This is a genomic window from Heliobacterium chlorum (assembly GCF_014502795.1).
GTDB classification, from domain to species: domain Bacteria; phylum Bacillota; class Desulfitobacteriia; order Heliobacteriales; family Heliobacteriaceae; genus Heliobacterium; species Heliobacterium chlorum.
The window spans coordinates 23433-42601 of sequence record NZ_JACVHF010000019.1; the positions used below are offsets into that span (position 1 = coordinate 23433).

Below are 19169 nucleotides of genomic sequence, written 5' to 3' on the forward strand. Positions count from 1 at the left end.
TTTTCGAGCCTAGGACCGTCCTGCTATTCCGTTGAGGTTCGTTTTTATAAAGGATTTTTCACAGCTTCGTCGAAAGCAATGAAACAGGTTCTGTTTATTCTCGGACGATCAGGGGGTCTTTCTATATGTTCGCCCTCATCACAGCCTGTTTACTGCAGCTCAGCGTTTTCGCTGGCCTGTCCCTGCTGCTTTACTCCATCTGTTCCCATAGCCGGGAAGAAGATATGATCAGCAAAGTGGCACAAATTTGTGTCGCAATTGTGATACTGCTGGCCAACGGGATCGTGATGCACCACTTTTTGAGAAACATTATTTAGAACGATATTGAATACGGATACTCGGAAGTACTATCAGGAAACAGCGATGTAAGATACTGAGACAGGAATGCCGCTCCTAATGTCGCAGTTTGATCAAATTAATTTATTCCGGAAAAGGCAGAAAGCCGTCTCATGCAAAATGCAAGAGGCGGCTTTTTCATTATATTCAGGCACGAGGTCATTCGGGGTCATTCGAAGTCATTCGTTTGCCTTCAGATGTACTTGATATTCAGCGAGCGCATGCTGATAGATTTCTTTGAGGGAGCGCTCATGCTCTTTGGCGGCAGCCAGACATTCTTCATACTCCGGCTGAATATTGATAACCTGTTCCCCAATTTTCCCGCGCTTGATGCGAATATCGCCGTACTGGGTAATTACCGTTACCCAGTCTCTGGACAGGCAAAACCGCTGTTCTCGCCGGCAACGGACGCCTAATGTGGTCGAATGCGTGAACAAGGTTTCCATCAATGCTGTACGCCGCTCTGGCGGGCAGAGAACGGTCAGATGTTGACCCAGACGTCCTTTTTTCATCATGACCGAAGATACCTGTACATCCAGCGCGCCTGCTTCGAAGAGCTTGTCCATCAAGGGAGCGATCCACTGGGGATTCATATCGTCGATAGTCGTCTCCAGCACTTCTACCCTATCCTGATCCAGCAGTTCTGTTCCCGTTCCCACAACCTCGTTTCTCTCTGCCAGCAAAAGGCGGAGGACATTGGGCCGTTCCTGAGCCGGTCGGGAACCGGCGCCGTGGCCGATTTTTTGAATTCGAAAAGCCTCCAAGGACTGCTTGGAATCGATGGGCTTGCCCAAGGTGGTACATAAGGCGGCTCCCGTAGGCGTCACCAGTTCCCCTTGACCTCCGCCGAGATAGACTGGAAAATCTCGAACCAAGTCGGCTGTGGCCGGCGCTGGTACAGGCATCTCCCCATGGGCGCAGCGCACTGTCCCCGAGCCAAGCGGCAGGGGAAGCACATGGATTTCCTCTATTCCGAGATACTGCAGGCCCCAGCAAGTTCCGACGATGTCGATGATCGCGTCGACGGCGCCCACTTCATGGAAGTGGACTTTCTCTATGGCACATCCGTGAACCTTAGCTTCTGACTCGGCCAGCCGTGTAAAGACTTTGATGGCCTTGGACTTCACCGTTTCGTCCAGATTAGAACTTTCGATGATCTTGACCACATGATGAAGGTGGCGATGGGGCTGTGGCCGGTCATCGAGGATGACCTTTACGTGGGTAGCCTGAATCCCTTTGCTGATAATGGACTCCTTCTGCAACGTGTAGCCGTCCACATTTAGGCTGCTGATCGTCTGCTGCAATTCTTCCCAGGGCACACCCAAATCGACGAGCGCCCCTAACCACATGTCACCGGCAGCGCCTGAAACGGGATCAACGATTAATTGGTAATGTTCTCTGCTGTTCAATAGACTACCTCCTCCGATTCCGACGATATCCTTATATAAGGACTTTATCGAGTCTCTTTATCGAGTCTCTTTATTGAGTCTTTTTATTGAGTCTTTTTATTGAGTCTCTTGTTAAATCCCTTTATTGAATTTTTTATCAAACATTCTTTTGCAACTTTTTACTCTATCACTTTATTAAGATCTCTATATAAAGAGCGTTACTTAAATGCTAACCTCTCCGTAATGTCATCGTCCCGCTTATCGTCGATACCCTCGGACGATCGTAGCAGCTAACGCGGCCGCTCCAAAGCCGTTATCGATGTTGACGACACCGACACCAAGAGCACAGGAGTTCAACATGCCCAGCAGGGCCGAGAGTCCACCGAAGTTAGCCCCATAGCCGATGCTCGTCGGAACAGCGATAACAGGGACATCAACCATGCCCGCTACGACCGATGCTAAGGCTCCCTCCATGCCGGCGATGACGATGATCACCTGCACGTCCATTAATTCATCTCGCTTCGACAGCAGACGATGCAGTCCAGCTACACCAACATCAAAAACTCGCCGCACTTGGCATCCCATCGCCTGGGCGCTGACAGCAGCCTCTTCAGCTACGGGTAGGTCAGCCGTGCCGGCGGTGACGACGGCGACAGTGCCCAGAGCCTCGACCCCGGATATGTTATGCTCGCACTCTCGTTGCTCCGTCTTCTTTGAGCTGGTGCTTTTCGATTCGGCAGCTCCCACATCATCAACCAGGTTATCCTGTTGACTTCCTACGTTCACCCTCACCGTAACTGTTCGCCCGAGGGGGTTGTACTCCGCATCAGGAACCTTAGCCCTTACAGCTTCAAAGGCATCCCGTGTACAGCGGGTCGCTAACACGGGTAACCCCTTCGCCGCCAGCCGCTCAAAAATGGCGGCAATCTGCTCAGGCGTTTTCCCTAAGCCGAAGATAACCTCTGGGAATCCTTGATTCAAGGCCCGGTAGTGGTCCACCTTCGCAAAGCCAATGTCCTCGTAGGGCCAGCCTTTTAAACGCTCAACGGCCTCGTGAACGGGCACGTCCCGGTTCTGTACAGCCCGCAGCAGTGTCGTCAACTTATCTATATCCATGAAACGCCAATTCCTCCCACTGATTACATAACAATAATATTATCACAGATTCTCGTGATAAAACACGCGCCCTCCCCGTCGTCACGAGGAGGGCGCTTCTATGGCTCTTTCTCTGGCTCAACCTATAAGCGGCTCAAACCAGAACGGAAGAGTGATAACATGTTGAGTCAGGCAGATGTCCCTTTACATCGTTACGCTTTTAACCGACGATCACACCGACGCCATCGGGGATGACCGTGATCTCAGCTTCTTCCCCCTTGACTGCTTTGGCCTTCGCTATTGCTTCTTCCAAAGTTTCGGTGTAATCGAGGTGCATGTCACGGATCGTCTGAGCCCACTTCGGATCGGTCACCATGATGATTTTATGCTTGATCAACAAGCGGCAGAGGATTTGCGATTCCCACTGGTCTGCCGGTGTGTCTTCTTTCGACGTCGCCAAAAAAGTATCCATGGCGGCTTGCGGAGACGGATAGTCGGCAAGCTGGTGATAGAAAGCCTCTCCACCGATACCGTCGGAGCAGCCAGCCACCATGATGATGACGGCGCCTGCTTTTGCCGAGGCTTCGGCCGCGGTCATGCCTTTGACCGCTTGATAAAGGTTCTGGTCCAGGGGATAGCCGCCGTTTGTAGAGATGACGATGTCACCAGGAATGGGAGTGGCTGCAACAAGGTCACGAACAAACTGGCATCCCTTGAGGTGGGCCTCCACCCGATCACCGGCTACCGCGTAAATGATCTCTTTTTTCGCATTGATGACGACGTTTAGGATAAATGCCAATTTCGCCTTCTCTGCCGCGAAGAGCATATCCCGGTGGATCGGGTTATTCTCGAGGTTGCCTGTGCGGGCATAGGGGCTGGAGATGAAGGTGGAGTTGTGGTTGTACATGACCGTCTTGCGGGAAGCGACGCCAGGCAATACGCTCTTGCGTCCGCCCGAAAATCCGGCAAAGAAATGGGGCTCAATAAAGCCGTCTGCCAAGAGCAAATCGGCTTCGACAGCCACTTTATTGACCCAGAGTTCCCCACCGGAAGGAAGGGTGCCTAAAAAGATCATATCTTTGTCAACTTCGGAGAGATGATTCACGATGGGCACTTCGTCGACCACTTTTTGGCCGAACTTGGCCACTAACTCCTCCGGCGTGGTGGGACGGTGCATCCCTGTCGCCACGAGGATGGTCACTTTGGCTTCTGGATTTCCCTTTTTGATCTCTTCCAGCATGAGGGGAATGTTGATATGGCTAGGTACAGGACGAGTATGGTCACTGGAGATGATGACGATATTTTGCTTACCTTTCACCAATTCCGACAACGGCGGCGATGCAATAGGGTTGGCTAAGGCCTGGCGGACAATCTCTTCCTGCGTGCCTTCTGGCGTGTAATCATGGTTCGATGGAGTCAGTACACGAACTTTGGGGCCGGGCTCGATAGGCAATGTCAGTTGCGTCTTATGGTAGGGCAACGTAATCAAAATATCGACCTCTTTTCGTGATAGTGGTGACAATCCTATTATATCGAATGGTCACTCTTCATAAAAGCAGGGATAAGAGGAATTGTTACCGAATCCGGGGAAAATATAACCCGTTAGCGTCTGACCCCAATATTGACAGAAAGCTGGATTTTTGGTAAATAAAATAGTGTTAGCACTCTCACTACGAGAGTGCTAACACCAAAAAGAAGTTATAAGCGGCGATTAAGAAGGAGGGTCTATCCTTGACAGTAAAACAATTTCAAGCTGAATCGAAACGATTGCTTGATTTGATGGTGAACTCCATCTATACCCATAAGGAGATTTTTTTACGGGAGCTCATTTCCAATGCCAGTGACGCCATCGATAAGATTTATTACAAAGCCTTATCCGATACTTCGCTGAACTTCAACAAAGAGAATTATTTCATTAAAGTCGTTCCGGACAAGCCGAACAGAATCTTGAAAATGTCGGATACAGGCATCGGGATGACGAAGGAGGAACTGGAAGAGAACCTGGGCGTCATCGCCAAGAGCGGTTCCTTCGCGTTTAAAAAAGAGAATGAGATCAAAGACGGCTTCGATATCATCGGACAGTTCGGGGTTGGCTTTTATTCTGCCTTCATGGTCTCCGACACCGTCACAGTCATTAGCAAAGCCTTAGGTCATGAAACTGCCTATAAGTGGGAATCGAAAGGCGCCGAGGGATATACCATTGAACCCTGGGAAAAAGATTCCGTTGGTACCGATATCATTCTTAAATTTAAAGAAAACACCGACGACGAGAACTATGATGAGTACTTAGAGGAATACCGCTTAAAGTCGATCATCAAGAAGTACTCCGACTTTATCCGCTACCCCATTAAGCTGGAAGTTCGTGAAGCGAAGGACGCAGAAGGCAGCGAAGAAACGCGCGAACAAATCGTCAACAGCATGATCCCCATTTGGAAGAAGAACAAGAGCGAACTCACCCAAGAAGATTACGATAATTTCTATTCCGAAAAGCACTTTGGATTCGACAAACCGCTCAAACATATTCATATCAGTGCCGAAGGCACCGTAAGTTACAAGGCCATTTTATATATCCCTGAAAAGATGCCCTTTGACTTCTATACAAAAGAATACGAAAAAGGCTTGGAGCTCTATTCCAAGGGCGTCCTGATCATGAACAAGTGTGCCGAATTGCTGCCCGACTATTTCAGCTTTGTCAAAGGCATGGTCGATACAGAGGACTTGTCTCTCAACATCTCCAGAGAGATTTTGCAGCAAGACAAGCAGTTAAAACTGATCGCGAAAAACATCAAGACGAAAATCAAGAATGAGCTTGAAGATTTGCTGAAAGACAGCAGAGAAAAATACGAAGAGTTCTTCAAGTCTTTTGGCAGACAGTTGAAGTACGGCATCTACAGCGATTTTGGAGCCAACAAGGACGTTTTGCAAGACCTTCTGCTCTTCTATTCCTCCAAAGAGAAAAAGATGGTTACGTTGAGCGAATACGTTTCTCGAATGCCGGAAGAGCAAAAGTATATTTACTACGCCGCCGGAGATTCGATTGAGCGCATTGAGAAACTACCCCAGGCAGAACTCGTCGCCGATAAAGGATATGAGATCCTCTACTTTACCGATGATGTCGATGAGTTTGCCATCCGGATGTTGATGACTTATAAAGATAAAGAATTTAAATCCGTATCCAGCGGTGACCTGGGGATTGAGTCGGAAGAAACTAAAGATTCCTCCAGTGGCGATGATGCTGAAAATCAGGAACTCTTTACAGAGATGACGAACATCTTAGCAGGCAAAGTCAAGGCTGTAAGATCGTCAAAACGCTTAAAAAACCACCCCGTATGCTTATCCAACGAAGGTGATTTAACCATTGAGATGGAGAAAGTACTCAACGCCTTGCCGAACAATCAAAAGATTAAAGCCGATAAAGTCCTAGAGATCAACATTCATCACTCCATGTTTCAAGCGTTGAAGGCAGCCGGTCAAACAGATAAAGACAAGCTGAACCGGTATACCCAGCTATTATATAATCAAGCTTTGCTGATCGAAGGCTTACCGATCGATGACCCGGTGGAGTTTTCGAACAACATTTGCCTGATGATGGTGTGAGTATCGTTTTAGGTCGGCGACAAACCGCGACATACTAAATTCGCTCCAGCTCATAGGCTCGGGATTATTAGGCGGTAGAAGAAGCTAATGGTCACATTGATTATCCCCAAAAACACAGAAAGCCCAGATGAGACAAGTCTCGTCTGGGCTTTCTTATGAAAAGCAAATTTCCTAGTTGACTCTTATCTTTCCCTCAGATTCCCTTAGATTCCCTCAGTTCCATTCTGTCTGGCCTGATCGATGGATTTAGTACTGCCCCCTGAGCAGTCTCGGCTCCACCGTATAGTTTGGCAGTTCACGACTGCGAGCCTTAAATCGTTGTTGCCCCTTTCGGGTGCGTTCTTCCTTATATTGAGACCGACAGACGATCACGAGTTTTTCCAGGGAGATATGTAACTTGCGCCACCTTACCATTGGCTTCGGGATGTTCTCATCGTCATCTCGCTTTTTCCTGCCGGCTCCCGGTCTTGTGCCTCCGCGAGCCTTTCGCAATTGAAACTCTTTCCGCCAGCGTATGACCGTTCTCGTACTCACTTGAAAAATAGCTGCAATTTCTTCGTCTGTCTTCCCTTGCCGGACAAGCAAACTCAATCCTTCCCGCTCGACGGCCTTGCGAGGTCTCCCGCACCTACGCTTTTCTGTAGAGACAGTAGACAGGGGTACCCCCCACTTTCGAACTGAACATTTTACCCACTTTTCCGATTTTCAGCGATTATTTGGCTATATGCTAGCACTATTTACACTATTTTTCAACTAATCATTTCTTTAAATTCCAATAGTTTGAATAGCCAAGCTCAATCAGTATCTCTTAATCGCGAAGCGATTAAAGATGTTTTTAAGAGTTCCCAAAAATAAGTCCTTTTCGTATTCGTTTATAAAAAATATCCAAACAAACAATCCGTAGAACAGAGCGACTAAGCAGACTTTACATACAAAAAGGAAAAGTGTATCTACGGGAGTTAGGTATTGTAGAATTAAACCTGTAGTATAAGTTAGAAAACCTGGGATAACCATCTTTAAGTGACATTCAATAAAAAACCGAGTCACGTTGATTTTTAATATCTTCCAAAACATTATATTCATGATTATTACTAAACCGACGATGTTTCCGAGGAAAATCGCTAGTGCTGAACCGATTGCACCATACATCCGAGAGAACCATAAGGATAGCAGAAAACTGATCCCTGCCACTATCATAGAAGCGATGGCTCTGTATTTTAATTGATTTAGTGCTACCAAAGCCGTATAGGCTATTTCTTGTGTAAAGGATACGATGGTGGGAAGAATCAAAAATAATGCAACATAATAGGAATCACTGAAACTCTTCCCCATCCACAACCGTATAAACTCATGTCCCATTGAGGCAAAGCCAGCTACAATCAATCCAACAATTAGTAATTGTATTCTCCCAACCCGAATCATGAGGTTTTCAATTTCTTGAATATCGTCGTTATGCACCATCATTCTAGTAACCTTAGGAAGAAATAATCCGCCTAAGGCATTTGAAATCGTCCATGTATATCCTTCAATCGTCATCCCGATGGAAAATATGGCTATCTCGGCGCTGCCGGATGTTACTCCTAAAATCGACGGGGTTATATTGATGATAAATCTCTGTGCGATCCCAATAATTGTAGACCATGCGGAAAAGCTGAATATATCTTTTAAAATTGCTTTTTCGTTATGAAAGAAATGAACTTTTGTACTCGTATATCTTTTGATATATATAAACTTGATTATGATCAGTAAAAGGCCAATCAAAGCATTGATTAGCACGACGGCATAAAGTTTATAACCCAAATATAACGCTCCGAACATGAAGAGCAGGATCAAAACTTTTGAGAGAAGATCGGTAAGCTTAGTGAAGACAAAACGCTCATTGGCGATTAAAATTCCATCCAAGGCCTTAAATGGAAAAGAAACTGTACAAAAGACACTTAGAACTAGAAAAACCTCTTTAAGTTTAGATATCTCTTCATAAGTTAACTCTCTATATATGTACTCAATAGAAAAATAAACGGCAATTAAAACCAGAAATATGATAAACGCAATGATTATAAATATTTGGTAGACGATACCCAAAAACTTCTTAGCGCCACATTCATCGCCTGTCGCTTTATATCTAGATAAAAACCTTGATACAGAACTACCGAGACCAAAATCTATGGCAAAAAAGCTAATCAACGATACGACGAGGGTGTAAAGACCATAATCGCTTTGACCGATTTGTCTTACCATCCATGGAGTAAACAGCAACCCCGATATGATGTTGAATGCAATTACGAGATATGAGGTAATCGCACCTGCTTTGATCTGCCCCGAACTGCTACCTAATGCATTTGATTTTTTCAATCTATCCCCTCACTGATGTATGACTCTCTTCTTTACCGCTTGCCACAGACCTCGAAAATCACCGTATCTTATCCTCAGTAAAATAGACTCAATTGCTCTATAGAATTTAACAAAGGGATGGCCGTTAGCCATGATGCGATCCAGTTTTCTTCTAAATTCAACATCGTCTACTACGTACTCCGGATGTTTCAGGGGAAAATCAATCTCATACGTTTTCATATTAAAAATTCTTCTTATCCCGCTGGGAAGCATCTTAACACTAGACAATGAATGAGTCGCATTATCTGTTACACCAATATTGGATATCATATTCTTTGCCGGTACGATGTTTAACCTGGAATTGAGAAAGGCGCTGGAGCTTAAAATCGATTCATAATGTGCTTTTCCGGAATTCCTGTGGTTGGTGCATGTCCTAATGAAGATAGGGAAGTCGATTTTATCTTTGTATACCTCCTCTAACTGCTTCAGTGTAAAATCATCGTCAAGAAAACTGTAGCTTTCGTCCCAACTATCAATAACTCGTTTCCATGAAGCCCAACCACATATCGAACCGGTCGTGGAAAAGAGGTAACTATACGGGGTATGCTCTGATACGCCTGTGTTATTCATACCGCAGATCATATTGATTCTTTCGTCGAAACGATATCTGTCTAGTAGTTCTTTGCAAAAAGAGAAAAAACTTTGTGCGGGAACATCATCGTCTTCCAGAACAATACACTCATCTACAATACTAAATGCCCATTTTTGAGCAATAAATTCGGAAGGATCACAACCGTAGTTTCTTTCTTGATACATCTTATATACTTCGCATTCCCAGTCAATATCTTCGGCGATTTGTCTACACTGAATAATGTTGGTTATATCGTCCGGATTATTTTCTCTGGGGCCGTCTTGATACAAAAACAACTTACTCGGTTTAGCTATCTTTACTTGTTCAAAGACTTTCCTAAACTGTTCAGGTCTCGCGAAAAATATTAATAAAACGGCTACATCAATACGAAATGGTTTTTTCATTTCATTCCTCCAATAGTGCCTTAATGCTTTTTATAAATTGGCGGTCAAGTTCTATCAGTCTCTCCCTGCTATGGTTAACTGTATGGATATCAATACTACAAATTGCCTTTGCTATCTCCGTCGGTGCATTTTGGTAGTAATAGGTAACGAGGTCACCGACTTTACTTGTCGATACACCCTCTATATAACAAGATACTACCCTGAGTCCTAATGAAAGATAGGATAAAATCTTACTTGGGAAGGATGTTTCTAAATAATTTCCTTCCATCGTCTGTGTGCTTAACCCGATATGACATGCTTGGGCATATCGGATATAATCTTCGCCCGTCAATAACCCATCATAGGAAATTTTGCAGTCGTTTTCCTGATTGAATTCTTCGATCATTTTTTGCAGCTTATCTATTTCTTTAGATTGGCCAAATCCAAGAATATGCAAATGGTATTTAACCGGTAAATGTCTTGATGCTTCTATAGCGTTATAGGCGCCTTTTTTGTTACTATCGATAATCCCCGAATACAGCAAATGTATTTTTCCGTCATCGGCTGGATGATTTAATTGTTCCTCTATCGAGTACACTCCATTTACTGTTAAATATGGTTTTCTATTGTTTATTCTTGCTTTCAGTAAATCCGTAGAGAATATATAATAGTCGCCGCAATCGAGCAATCTATTTTCCCAATCGATGAATAAGGGGGGTTGTTTCATTACATCCTGATAGATTTCTTCTACTTCTAGTACTAATTCAAACTTTCTGAAATACTTTGCTATCCGGATGGGGATGGATAACCATGGTACATGGTAGGCTAGGATTTTTTCATTTTTTTTAGCATTTATCAACAAAAAAAACGCGAGCCACAATAGTGAAAAAACAATTTTTAGACTTCGTGTAATCTTACTTTTTGTTTTCCAGGAGGGACAAAAAACCACAGAGGTTTGATCGTTGATTTTAACCTTGTTTTGTTTTTCGAAATTTATTTGGGTGCTGTCGCTCATCCAGGAAGGAGATATGATCTGAATATCGTATCCCGCCTTGTTCATGGCGGTGCTGATGTAATTCATTTTATTTAGGGCCGCCACGCTGGCGACCCTTTGGGATTCGCTGTGGGTCAGACCATAAAAACCTACATATTTTATTGTTTTACGTCTCATCTTAATTAACACCCTGCCAAAAAAATATGTACTCGGGATTGTTTTTTATAAATAAAGCAAGAAGTACCACGACCGAACCGGTATAAACAATCACTTTGTCCCATCGTTCGAACGATTTGATAATTTCGGGAATTAATAAGACAATAAAAATTGAATAATATTGTTGGACACGCATGAAGCTTTGATTCTCTAAGGTCATTATTGAGAAAAACAATGCTAATAACGTTGCATTTAAGAAATGGACCGCTTGTGGATTGTTGTTAATGATTTTTTTCTTTTTAAGGAGTGCAGCAATCGTCACTAGTAAAAGCATGAATGTAAAAGTCCCTGTTCCACCAATATCATTTGCAACATAATCTCCATATCCGAAAGAACTAAACAATGAAAAAAATAATTGATTCCCTAAGACGAGACTAGTCGTTGAAATTGCAAGTAGAGTCAACGTATATTTAATGCTAATCTCTTTGTCGGCTAAAAAGTAAAACGGGGTAAATACGACGACCGATTTGTGTATGGTATATGCTATCAACGTCACAACCATAAACCATAACAGCTTCTTCTTTTTAATCAGTTCGTATCCGATTAAAACCACCAATGCCGTTGCAATCGTTTGTCTTAAACCAGTTAAGGAATAAAAGGCATAAAAAAGAGTTGAATAAATCAGAAAACTAATGAAGGGATCCCGAGAGTTCCTGTAAATAAACACTCCAAAGGGAACCATAAACAAGGCGGCGATAATCGCTAAATACACCTGATAACTGTCGGTCATAAGACTGATCGTTTTTTCAATAAACATATAGCCTGGATCCTTGCCTTCGGCGCCGTAAAACAAGATATTGATAAATCTGTCGGCTATTTCCGTCCAACTGGTTGTTAAAACTCGATTAAAGCTGTTGTAGTAGCTGATATATATATCGCGACCACCAACCGTGATATCACGAAGACCCGAAATGATAATCCATTGCAGGGAGGCAAGTATCACAAATAGTTTTTTTCCAAAAGTAAGAACTCGATTATTTAAAATTAAAACTGACCAAATCATCAACAGGCCAACATTCAGCAAATATACTGTCATATCTTACACCTTGTATCCCACTATTTTCTCGTATACGTGAATATAGTCAGCTAATCTATCATCTTTTCCAAATGTTTTTTTCACAAAGCTGATGCAATGGTCAGAATAGTATTGTTTTCCCCGTTCCTTAACCTTCATCATTACCTTTAATAATTGCGTATAATCCAGCTTATCTATAATGTAACCGCATCTCCCACCGATGATTTCAGGGCTTGCAGTAGATTTTATGACCACTGCGGGCGTTCCACATGCGAGAGCTTCTGCCGTAACTTTTCCGAAAGTTTCTTCCAAAGAGAGATTTAAGAACAAATCGGCCGAGGAGTAAATTTCGACGAGTTCGTGAACGTCATGAGTCTCATTTAGATGAATGATATTGGATGGTAGGGAATTCGCCCCACTTATGATTCCTACTAGTACAATCCGCATATTTTCCGGGATTCGCCTTGATAATTCAATAAAATGATCTAGGCCCTTTTGATGATTCCAGCCACTGGAAACACCTAGGATAACAAATTTATTTTCTACACCTAACTTACGACGTAACCCTGTCCCATCAACAGGTTTATACACTCCTGTATCTACCCAGTTATATATCCTAGTTATGATTTTTGCAGATGACAAAATCGATTTTCTCGCTTCCTTCGTGATCCATTCAGATACACCTATCACAGCTAATCTCGGAATATGCTTAAACCATTCTTTTTTATCGTTATACATGATTTTGGTGCGATCGAAAAACCAGCTGGGATTGTCTTTTTTCAGTCTAGAGCATTGCTCACAGCCCTGTTGCCATTTGTAACATCCATCTACTGTGTAGTGTGTGCATTTACCCGTATAAAACCAGCAATCATGCAGTGTAAGCACAGTGGCGACGTCGTTTTCGGCGAGGTAATTAAACAACATCTTCAGATTGATAAAATTCCCATGAAGGTTATGCAGATGAATTACATCGGGATTAAGATTTTTTATATATTCGATCAGCTTACTCGTACCATTTTTAGAAAAGTAACCTTGCAGGCCAAAAACACGCGACCATAATCCGTGCAGCTTGATCTCGAACTTCGTTCCTATCTTGTAGCCATTCCAATAAGGCAACCCATATGAATAAGCGATATATCCTTCATGACCATTGTGGTTTAAGTAATCGGCAATCTCGACACAGATACGTCCTGTACTTCTAAAACCGCTAATCGCATTTATATGCAATACTTTCATCTTGTTTTCCTTTAACTAGCCTTGTTAGGTCTTCATATAGCTGTTCTTGAATGATATTTATCTGGTGATTACGACTTCCGCAATTCCATGCCCTTTTGGCATACTCATGAATTATCTCCGGGTGCGCTAATAACTCACTTAATCTGTCATAAATTTCTTGCTCCGTCGTCGCTACAACTCCAGCTTCGTTTTTTATAAGATAATCGATGGAGGCCACATCGGGAGTGCCTACGGCGAAGATACAGCGATTTGAGTGTAAATAGTCCACAATTTTAGTGGAAAAAGACTGATGTACCTGTAATCGCCCTCTTAGATCGGTCGGTTCGACATGGACTAAAACATCGGCATCGCTCTGGATCGCCGGTACGACCTCCGATGATACACCACCCATAAAAAAAATACTTTTCTCATCATGCATGGCTTTTTTCATTCGCTTCGTCAAGGGTGTCATGGAGTAAATGTATAGTTGGGCTTTCACGCCATCCTTATTTATCTCCGAGAGTACACGACCCATTCGGTGTAAAGATCTCCATCTTCCTCCTCCAACGTTGCCAGTATAGGCAAGTTTAAGGGGTCTGTGGATATTATGCTTTTCCCTTGGATAACAGGAAAAGTCTGCGCCTTTAGTTAATATTCTACATTCCTTATGAAAGCATTTTTCATATTCTCTCTTTTGAATATCTGAAATTACATAGATACGCTCGCACTGGTTTACGAGTCTCTTTATTATGCGTCTTTTCATAAAACGGTCTATCCAATATAAGGGTGAAAAAGATAGCTGACGCAGTGTGTACACATCATCTGAGACATAGCAAACAAGAGGTACACCGGTAAATTCTTTTAGAAACAAGGCAATTCTATTTAAGTACAACGAATAATAGAGTGGTTGAAAGATGATATCGGGATTGAAATCTCTGATAAATTTTTTGAGCTTCTCTGATCTCCACCGTCCAATCGCCCAGATAAAATCTCTAGCCCAGAAATAAAATTGAGATCTGTTATTTCGAAGGTAATTAAAAACTTTTTGTCCACTTTCGTCGAGAGAGAACGATTGCCCTAAATCCTTGATTTCGCTACCGGATGGATTCTTACGATTGATGAGATTTTTTATAAGCGATTTTTCCGTAATCTGATAATACTTTTTAACAATAGGATTGTTTGGTTGACCGTACCGGCAATATATGTTGGCTATCTCTATTCCCGAGATGCCTCCGAATATGTTCGAAAAGGAGTTTCCAAAGCAATTATCGGTCGACCATGGGGTATTGGATAAAACTAAGATTCTCAATCTAATCCCCCAATACGTAAGCCGCTCTTTGTTCTACGAATTAAACAACTTATACTGTTCCATGTAAAAATTCGTCAGTTGATTCACCGTTTCTTCAATCGCAAAACCGCTGGCTTTTATCTGTTCCGTTGAACTCTTGCGCTCATTCCCCTTGCAATGTCTGATGATCGATTCCGCCCATATATCTGCGGAAGCATCGATAGCTACCTCCTCAATTTGATCGGTCACATATGCTTCCGTTGGGATCGTATTCGCAACAATACAAGGAAGACCCGCTGCTTGGGCCTCCACGACAGCTAATCCTAGACCTTCGAATCGAGAGGGAAATACAAATAGATCCATCGCCTGTAATAACTCGGGGATGTCTGATCTGCTCCCAGTAAAAATCACCTTGTCGGCAAGTCCTAATTCATTCACTTTGTGCTCAATAGCAGGTCGTAGCTCACCATCGCCGACTAGCATCAATCGCACATCCTTTTTTCTCTCAGTAATTATTTTAAATATACGAATGAGGAACTGGTGGTTTTTAGGGATCTGAAACCGCCCAACATGACCGATAACAAAATGCTCTTCGATTTGAAACTCTCTGCGCTTTTCATTTCGAACAATTTCATTAAATATAAATTTATTTATATCGATGGCATTCTTAATAATTTGGGCGGAATCACCGCGCTTACCGAACATCCACTTCGCAGCAGAAGTGGAACAAGCAAGTAAATGGTCGGCTATATACCGCAAAGGATAGCGCAGGATCACTTTCATCATTGACTTTAGCGATTTCTCTCCTCCTGCGGTATGACTATGAGCTATGGTTACTCGATTCATTGATTTTGCTGCATTTAAATAGATCAATGCCGGCGATGTATGATGTCCGTGAATAATTCGCCATTCGGGATGTGTCATCAACAATTGTTCCCAATATCGCTTATAGGGCAGGTAATTCGTAATCGTAAACCTTGGAGCAGGATATATCCTCCCACCCAGTTCACGGACCTCTTTTTCGTAGTCATAGGGATCTTTGTTTTCGTTTACAATAAAATCAAATTGGATCTGCCTTCGATTTATTTGACGATAGACATTCATGATCATGGTCTCGGCTCCGCCTCTATTCAGGCTGGCAAGGACCTGTAGCACCCTAATTGGACTCATGCGCGAATCCTCACATCGTTCTTTTATCCCTTTCCATCAAGCCCTATGAACAGTTCTCCCTATACCACCTTATGGCTAAAGCTAACCCTCTGGCGAAGTTATAGTCGGGATCATAGCCCAAACATTCTTTTGCTTTCGAGATATCGGCGTTGTTATGTTTGATATCGCCTTTTCGATCTGGGCCGAAGTTTGGTTCAATATTTTTCCCTAGGGCCTTACATAACTCGTAATAAATATCGATGAGATATTCTCTACCTCCGTAGGCAATATTAAAAGCTTGCCCGGCTGCATCATGTGTTGCTTGGCAAGCTTTTAGATTTGCTTCAATGACGTTTTCGATATAGGTAAAGTCCCTGCTTTGCTTACCATCCCCATGGATGGTGGGTCGCTCATTATTGAGCAGTTGTTTAATGAACTTGGGAATCACGGCGGCATAAACCCCATTCGGATCTTGCCGTTGGCCAAAGACGTTAAAATACCGTAGTCCGTACGTATCGAGTCCGTAGAGCTCCCTATAGAGTCGCCCATATTCTTCGTTTACTCTCTTCGTCAGAGCATAGGGCGATAAGAGCCTTCCCTCTCTCCCTTCTTTTTTCGGGAGATTCGGTTCATCGCCATATACGGAGGAACTGGAAGCATAGACGAACTTCTTCACACCTTTTTGTCTTGCCGCTTCCATCATATGTAAGGTTCCTCGGATATTGATCTCTTCATACAGCAGGGGCATTTCGATACTTCTTGGAACACTTCCCCATGCCGCTTGGTGCAGCACGTAATCCACATTTTCGCAGGCGCTCACGCATGTATCTAGATTGCGAATATCCCCTTCCATCAGTGAAAAATTAGGGTGTTCTATAAATGACTTAATATTTTCTCTTTTTCCTGTCGAAAAATCATCTAAACAGCGAACCTTGTACCCCAGAGCAAGAATGACTTCACATAAATTCGAACCAATAAATCCTGCCCCACCGGTCACCAGGAAAAGGGCACTTTTCTCAAATGTAATCTGTCCATATCCCATACGAATAGTTTCTCCTCAATTATGAAGGTTTTTGGTTCCCTCATTTAAAGTCTCCAATAGCGGTATCCAGCGGCTTCATATTCCTTCCGCTTTAGAACTCCCTTAATGTCTATAAGCACTTTCTTCTCGTTAGGCACGTCTTTATAAAATCGCTGAAAATCACTATGCGTAAATTTTATGAACTCCCCATGAGCTACCGCCAATACTAACGCATCCACGTCGATGATCTCATCAATGGAATGGAATTCGATACCGTATTCACACTTTGCTTGCCTTACATCGGCGATGGGATCCGCGATCAGAGGAATGATGCCGTATTCAGCTAGTTCGTAAACGATATCGATCACTTTGGTATTGCGTGTATCCGGGCAATTTTCCTTAAAGGTGAACCCGAGAATCGCAACCTTAGCGTTGTTCACAGGGACATTCGCTTTGATCAGTTGCTTCACTAGATTTTCGACAACGTATTTGCCCATAGTATCGTTGATGCGTCTGCCTGAAAGGATTACCTGCGAATGATAACCCATCTGTTCCGCTTTGTACGTCAAGTAATAGGGATCGACACCGATACAATGGCCCCCCACTAAACCGGGATAAAAGTGTAGGAAGTTCCACTTCGTTCCTGCCGTTTCGAGAACCGACTTTGTGTCAATTCCCATTTTATTGAAGATGATGGAAAGCTCATTCATAAAGGCGATATTAATATCCCGTTGTGAATTTTCAATTATCTTGGCAGCCTCTGCCACTTTAATGGATTCTGCTCGATATATGCCCGCTTCAACAACCAGTTCGTAGACTTTGGCCACAATATCCACCGTTTCCTGATCCATTCCCGAAACCACTTTTATGATCGATTCAAGTCTATGTACTTTATCGCCTGGGTTAATCCGCTCCGGTGAGTATCCCACTTTGAAGTCCACCCCGCACTTTAACCCAGACTCTTCCTCTAACAGGGGGACACATATTTCTTCAGTGACTCCCGGATAAACGGTAGATTCAAAGACGACCATGGAGCCTTCTGTCAGGTATCTTCCCAAAATCCGGCTGGCTGATTCTATCGGGTTCAGGTTCGGTGTATGGTTCGGATTTACCGGCGTCGGAACTGCAACAATGTGAAACTTTGCCTCTAGAAGCCTCGACTCATCCGATGTGAATTCTACCGCACAAGCGGTTAACGCTTCGTTTCCGACCTCTTTCGTAGGGTCGATCCCTTTTTTAAGGAGTTCGATCTTTTCCTTATTGATATCGAACCCGATGACACCAATTTTTTTTGAGAACGACACGGCAATCGGCAATCCTACATAACCTAAGCCGACAACGGACATTTTGGCTTTTCCCTTGACTATCTTTTCATACAAGTCCATGTTACTTCTCCCTTAGTCTACGGGTGCTCTGGTCAATTTCTTCGATGTATTCACCGACGACAATGCTTCGATCGTAGTCCTTTTCCATTTTCCTTCGACCGGCCACTCCCATCGCTTTCTTTTCTTCATAAGGCAAATTGACAAACCGAATTAGGGTCTCCTCTAGGCTATGGGCATCTCTAACCTCAAAACCTAAGCCGCTCAGGCCTTCCTCAAAAGTTTCCTTGCATCCAGCAACCTTTGAGGCTAACACAGGTCGACCGACTGCTGCCGACTCAAGCAGCACATTAGCTGTTCCCTCATGATAAGACGGAAGGATCGTGGCGTGGGAGTTTTTGATGAAGGAAAGTACATCCGTTTGTTGACCATGGTATTTGATCAGTCCTCGCCTCTCGAAGTCGGACAACTGGTCAGTGTAATCTTCTTCACATGGACCCAGCAAATCAAATTGCACTTGATTGTACCTGGCTTTAATTCGCGGTATCACTTCTAACAGTTCTTCAATGCCCTTGGCCTTCATGATGCGGCCAATAAATAAAAAGCGGATCACCTGGTCATGTTGGGGGTAATCTTCAAAACGAAATTCCATCAAGTTTACACCGGAACCGGGGATTAACTTGGTCTTTCCCTTGACTAGGCGCTGACGAAGAAAGAACTGTCTATTCGTCTCATTTTGGAAAAAGACGCAGGCTGCCTTTTTCAAACCGATTCGGTATAGCGCGAGGGTTATCTTCTGGATAATCCCTTTCTCTTCTATAGAGGTACCTAGCCCTGTCACATTTGCAATATAGGCTGTATTCGTAACATTACACGCTATTCCACCATAAACATTCGGTTTAATGGTATAGGTAAGTACCGCATCGGGTTTAATCCGGTTGATGATCCTTATGTAGAAAAATAATAACTGTATATCCGATATGGGGTTCGTACCACGTCGATCCACATTGGTTTCTATAAAATTGCATCCCAGGCTTTCTAACAAAGATACATGCTCATCTTTGGGAACGGATACATATACCTCATGATTCTGCTTGATAAGCTCTTGTAACAACTCTTTTCTGAACTTATACAAACCTAAGCTTAGATTCGCTAACAGGAGGATTTTCATCGTACTACTCTTTTCGT

At 43.4% G+C, this 19169-nt stretch carries 16 protein-coding genes; 2 read left to right on the top strand and 14 right to left on the bottom strand.

Features of this window, described 5'->3' with window-relative positions; genetic code table 11:
• Positions 1 to 125 precede the first annotated feature (125 nt).
• Positions 126 to 317, top strand: coding sequence for a hypothetical protein (locus H1S01_RS15140; protein ID WP_188041255.1), 192 nt, complete (start codon positions 126 to 128; stop codon positions 315 to 317).
• Between the two features lie 198 nt (positions 318 to 515).
• Here the strand turns inward: H1S01_RS15140 and larC are convergent, their stop codons facing one another.
• From larC to larA, 3 genes are all read right to left on the bottom strand, one after another.
• Positions 516 to 1745 (bottom strand): nickel pincer cofactor biosynthesis protein LarC, encoded by a 1230-nt coding sequence (larC, locus tag H1S01_RS15145; protein ID WP_188041256.1) that lies wholly within the window; start codon positions 1743 to 1745, stop codon positions 516 to 518.
• A gap of 237 nt (positions 1746 to 1982) precedes the next feature.
• A complete protein-coding gene (gene larB, locus H1S01_RS15150; RefSeq protein WP_188041257.1) occupies positions 1983 to 2840 on the bottom strand; it encodes a nickel pincer cofactor biosynthesis protein LarB in 858 nt (285 codons plus the stop codon).
• Between the two features lie 199 nt (positions 2841 to 3039).
• Positions 3040 to 4308 carry a nickel-dependent lactate racemase gene (gene larA / locus H1S01_RS15155; RefSeq protein ID WP_207732365.1) on the bottom strand — a complete coding sequence of 423 codons (1269 nt, stop codon included), beginning with the start codon at positions 4306 to 4308 and terminating at the stop codon, positions 3040 to 3042.
• A gap of 242 nt (positions 4309 to 4550) precedes the next feature.
• On the opposite strand from larA, the gene htpG reads away from it, so the two are divergent.
• Positions 4551 to 6416, top strand: coding sequence for a molecular chaperone HtpG (htpG, locus tag H1S01_RS15160; RefSeq protein WP_188041258.1), 1866 nt, complete (start codon positions 4551 to 4553; stop codon positions 6414 to 6416).
• Between the two features lie 246 nt (positions 6417 to 6662).
• Here the strand turns inward: htpG and H1S01_RS15165 are convergent, their stop codons facing one another.
• The 11 genes from H1S01_RS15165 to H1S01_RS15215 form a co-directional block, all read right to left on the bottom strand.
• Positions 6663 to 7001, bottom strand: a complete 339-nt coding sequence (locus H1S01_RS15165; protein WP_188041259.1) for a helix-turn-helix domain-containing protein — start codon at positions 6999 to 7001, stop codon at positions 6663 to 6665.
• Between the two features lie 213 nt (positions 7002 to 7214).
• Entirely contained in the window at positions 7215 to 8768 is a 1554-nt protein-coding gene (locus H1S01_RS15170; protein WP_188041260.1) for a lipopolysaccharide biosynthesis protein, read from the bottom strand.
• A gap of 9 nt (positions 8769 to 8777) precedes the next feature.
• On the bottom strand, positions 8778 to 9782 hold the full coding sequence (locus tag H1S01_RS15175) for a hemolysin activation protein (protein ID WP_188041261.1): 1005 nt from the start codon (positions 9780 to 9782) through the stop codon (positions 8778 to 8780).
• A gap of 1 nt (position 9783) precedes the next feature.
• Entirely contained in the window at positions 9784 to 10932 is a 1149-nt protein-coding gene (locus H1S01_RS15180) for a glycosyltransferase family protein (RefSeq protein WP_188041262.1), read from the bottom strand.
• A 1-nt stretch (position 10933) separates the two neighbouring features.
• Complete coding sequence (locus tag H1S01_RS15185) at positions 10934 to 12007, bottom strand: EpsG family protein (protein ID WP_188041263.1); 1074 nt, start codon at positions 12005 to 12007, stop codon at positions 10934 to 10936.
• 3 nt (positions 12008 to 12010) lie between these two features.
• A complete protein-coding gene (locus H1S01_RS15190; protein ID WP_188041264.1) occupies positions 12011 to 13222 on the bottom strand; it encodes a glycosyltransferase in 1212 nt (403 codons plus the stop codon).
• The gene (locus H1S01_RS15195; RefSeq protein WP_188041265.1) at positions 13194 to 14510 is read right to left on the bottom strand and encodes a glycosyltransferase; all 1317 of its coding nucleotides are present in this window, start codon (positions 14508 to 14510) and stop codon (positions 13194 to 13196) included. Before H1S01_RS15195 ends, H1S01_RS15190 begins: the two co-directional genes overlap by 29 nt.
• 33 nt (positions 14511 to 14543) lie before the next feature.
• Positions 14544 to 15659: a glycosyltransferase family 1 protein gene (locus H1S01_RS15200; protein WP_188041266.1), complete on the bottom strand. Its 1116-nt coding sequence runs from the start codon at positions 15657 to 15659 to the stop codon at positions 14544 to 14546.
• A gap of 43 nt (positions 15660 to 15702) precedes the next feature.
• Positions 15703 to 16680: an SDR family oxidoreductase gene (locus H1S01_RS15205; RefSeq protein WP_188041267.1), complete on the bottom strand. Its 978-nt coding sequence runs from the start codon at positions 16678 to 16680 to the stop codon at positions 15703 to 15705.
• A gap of 44 nt (positions 16681 to 16724) precedes the next feature.
• Positions 16725 to 18044, bottom strand: a complete 1320-nt coding sequence (locus H1S01_RS15210) for a nucleotide sugar dehydrogenase (RefSeq protein ID WP_188041268.1) — start codon at positions 18042 to 18044, stop codon at positions 16725 to 16727.
• Between the two features lies 1 nt (position 18045).
• Positions 18046 to 19152, bottom strand: a complete 1107-nt coding sequence (locus H1S01_RS15215; protein WP_188041269.1) for a glycosyltransferase family 4 protein — start codon at positions 19150 to 19152, stop codon at positions 18046 to 18048.
• Positions 19153 to 19169 lie beyond the last annotated feature (17 nt).

What these genes read in the sequence shown, in the direction of transcription:
- H1S01_RS15215 (WP_188041269.1), bottom strand. Translation starts at nt 19,152, where the DNA reads ATGAAAATCCTCCTGTTAGCGAATCTAAGCTTAGGTTTGTATAAGTTC.
- H1S01_RS15175 (WP_188041261.1), bottom strand. Translation starts at nt 9,782, where the DNA reads ATGAAAAAACCATTTCGTATTGATGTAGCCGTTTTATTAATATTTTTC.
- H1S01_RS15180 (WP_188041262.1), bottom strand. Translation starts at nt 10,932, where the DNA reads ATGAGACGTAAAACAATAAAATATGTAGGTTTTTATGGTCTGACCCAC.
- H1S01_RS15200 (WP_188041266.1), bottom strand. Translation starts at nt 15,659, where the DNA reads ATGAGTCCAATTAGGGTGCTACAGGTCCTTGCCAGCCTGAATAGAGGC.
- H1S01_RS15140 (WP_188041255.1), top strand. Translation starts at nt 126, where the DNA reads ATGTTCGCCCTCATCACAGCCTGTTTACTGCAGCTCAGCGTTTTCGCT.
- H1S01_RS15190 (WP_188041264.1), bottom strand. Translation starts at nt 13,222, where the DNA reads ATGAAAGTATTGCATATAAATGCGATTAGCGGTTTTAGAAGTACAGGA.
- H1S01_RS15205 (WP_188041267.1), bottom strand. Translation starts at nt 16,680, where the DNA reads ATGGGATATGGACAGATTACATTTGAGAAAAGTGCCCTTTTCCTGGTG.
- H1S01_RS15185 (WP_188041263.1), bottom strand. Translation starts at nt 12,007, where the DNA reads ATGACAGTATATTTGCTGAATGTTGGCCTGTTGATGATTTGGTCAGTT.
- H1S01_RS15210 (WP_188041268.1), bottom strand. Translation starts at nt 18,044, where the DNA reads ATGGACTTGTATGAAAAGATAGTCAAGGGAAAAGCCAAAATGTCCGTT.
- larB (WP_188041257.1), bottom strand. Translation starts at nt 2,840, where the DNA reads ATGGATATAGATAAGTTGACGACACTGCTGCGGGCTGTACAGAACCGG.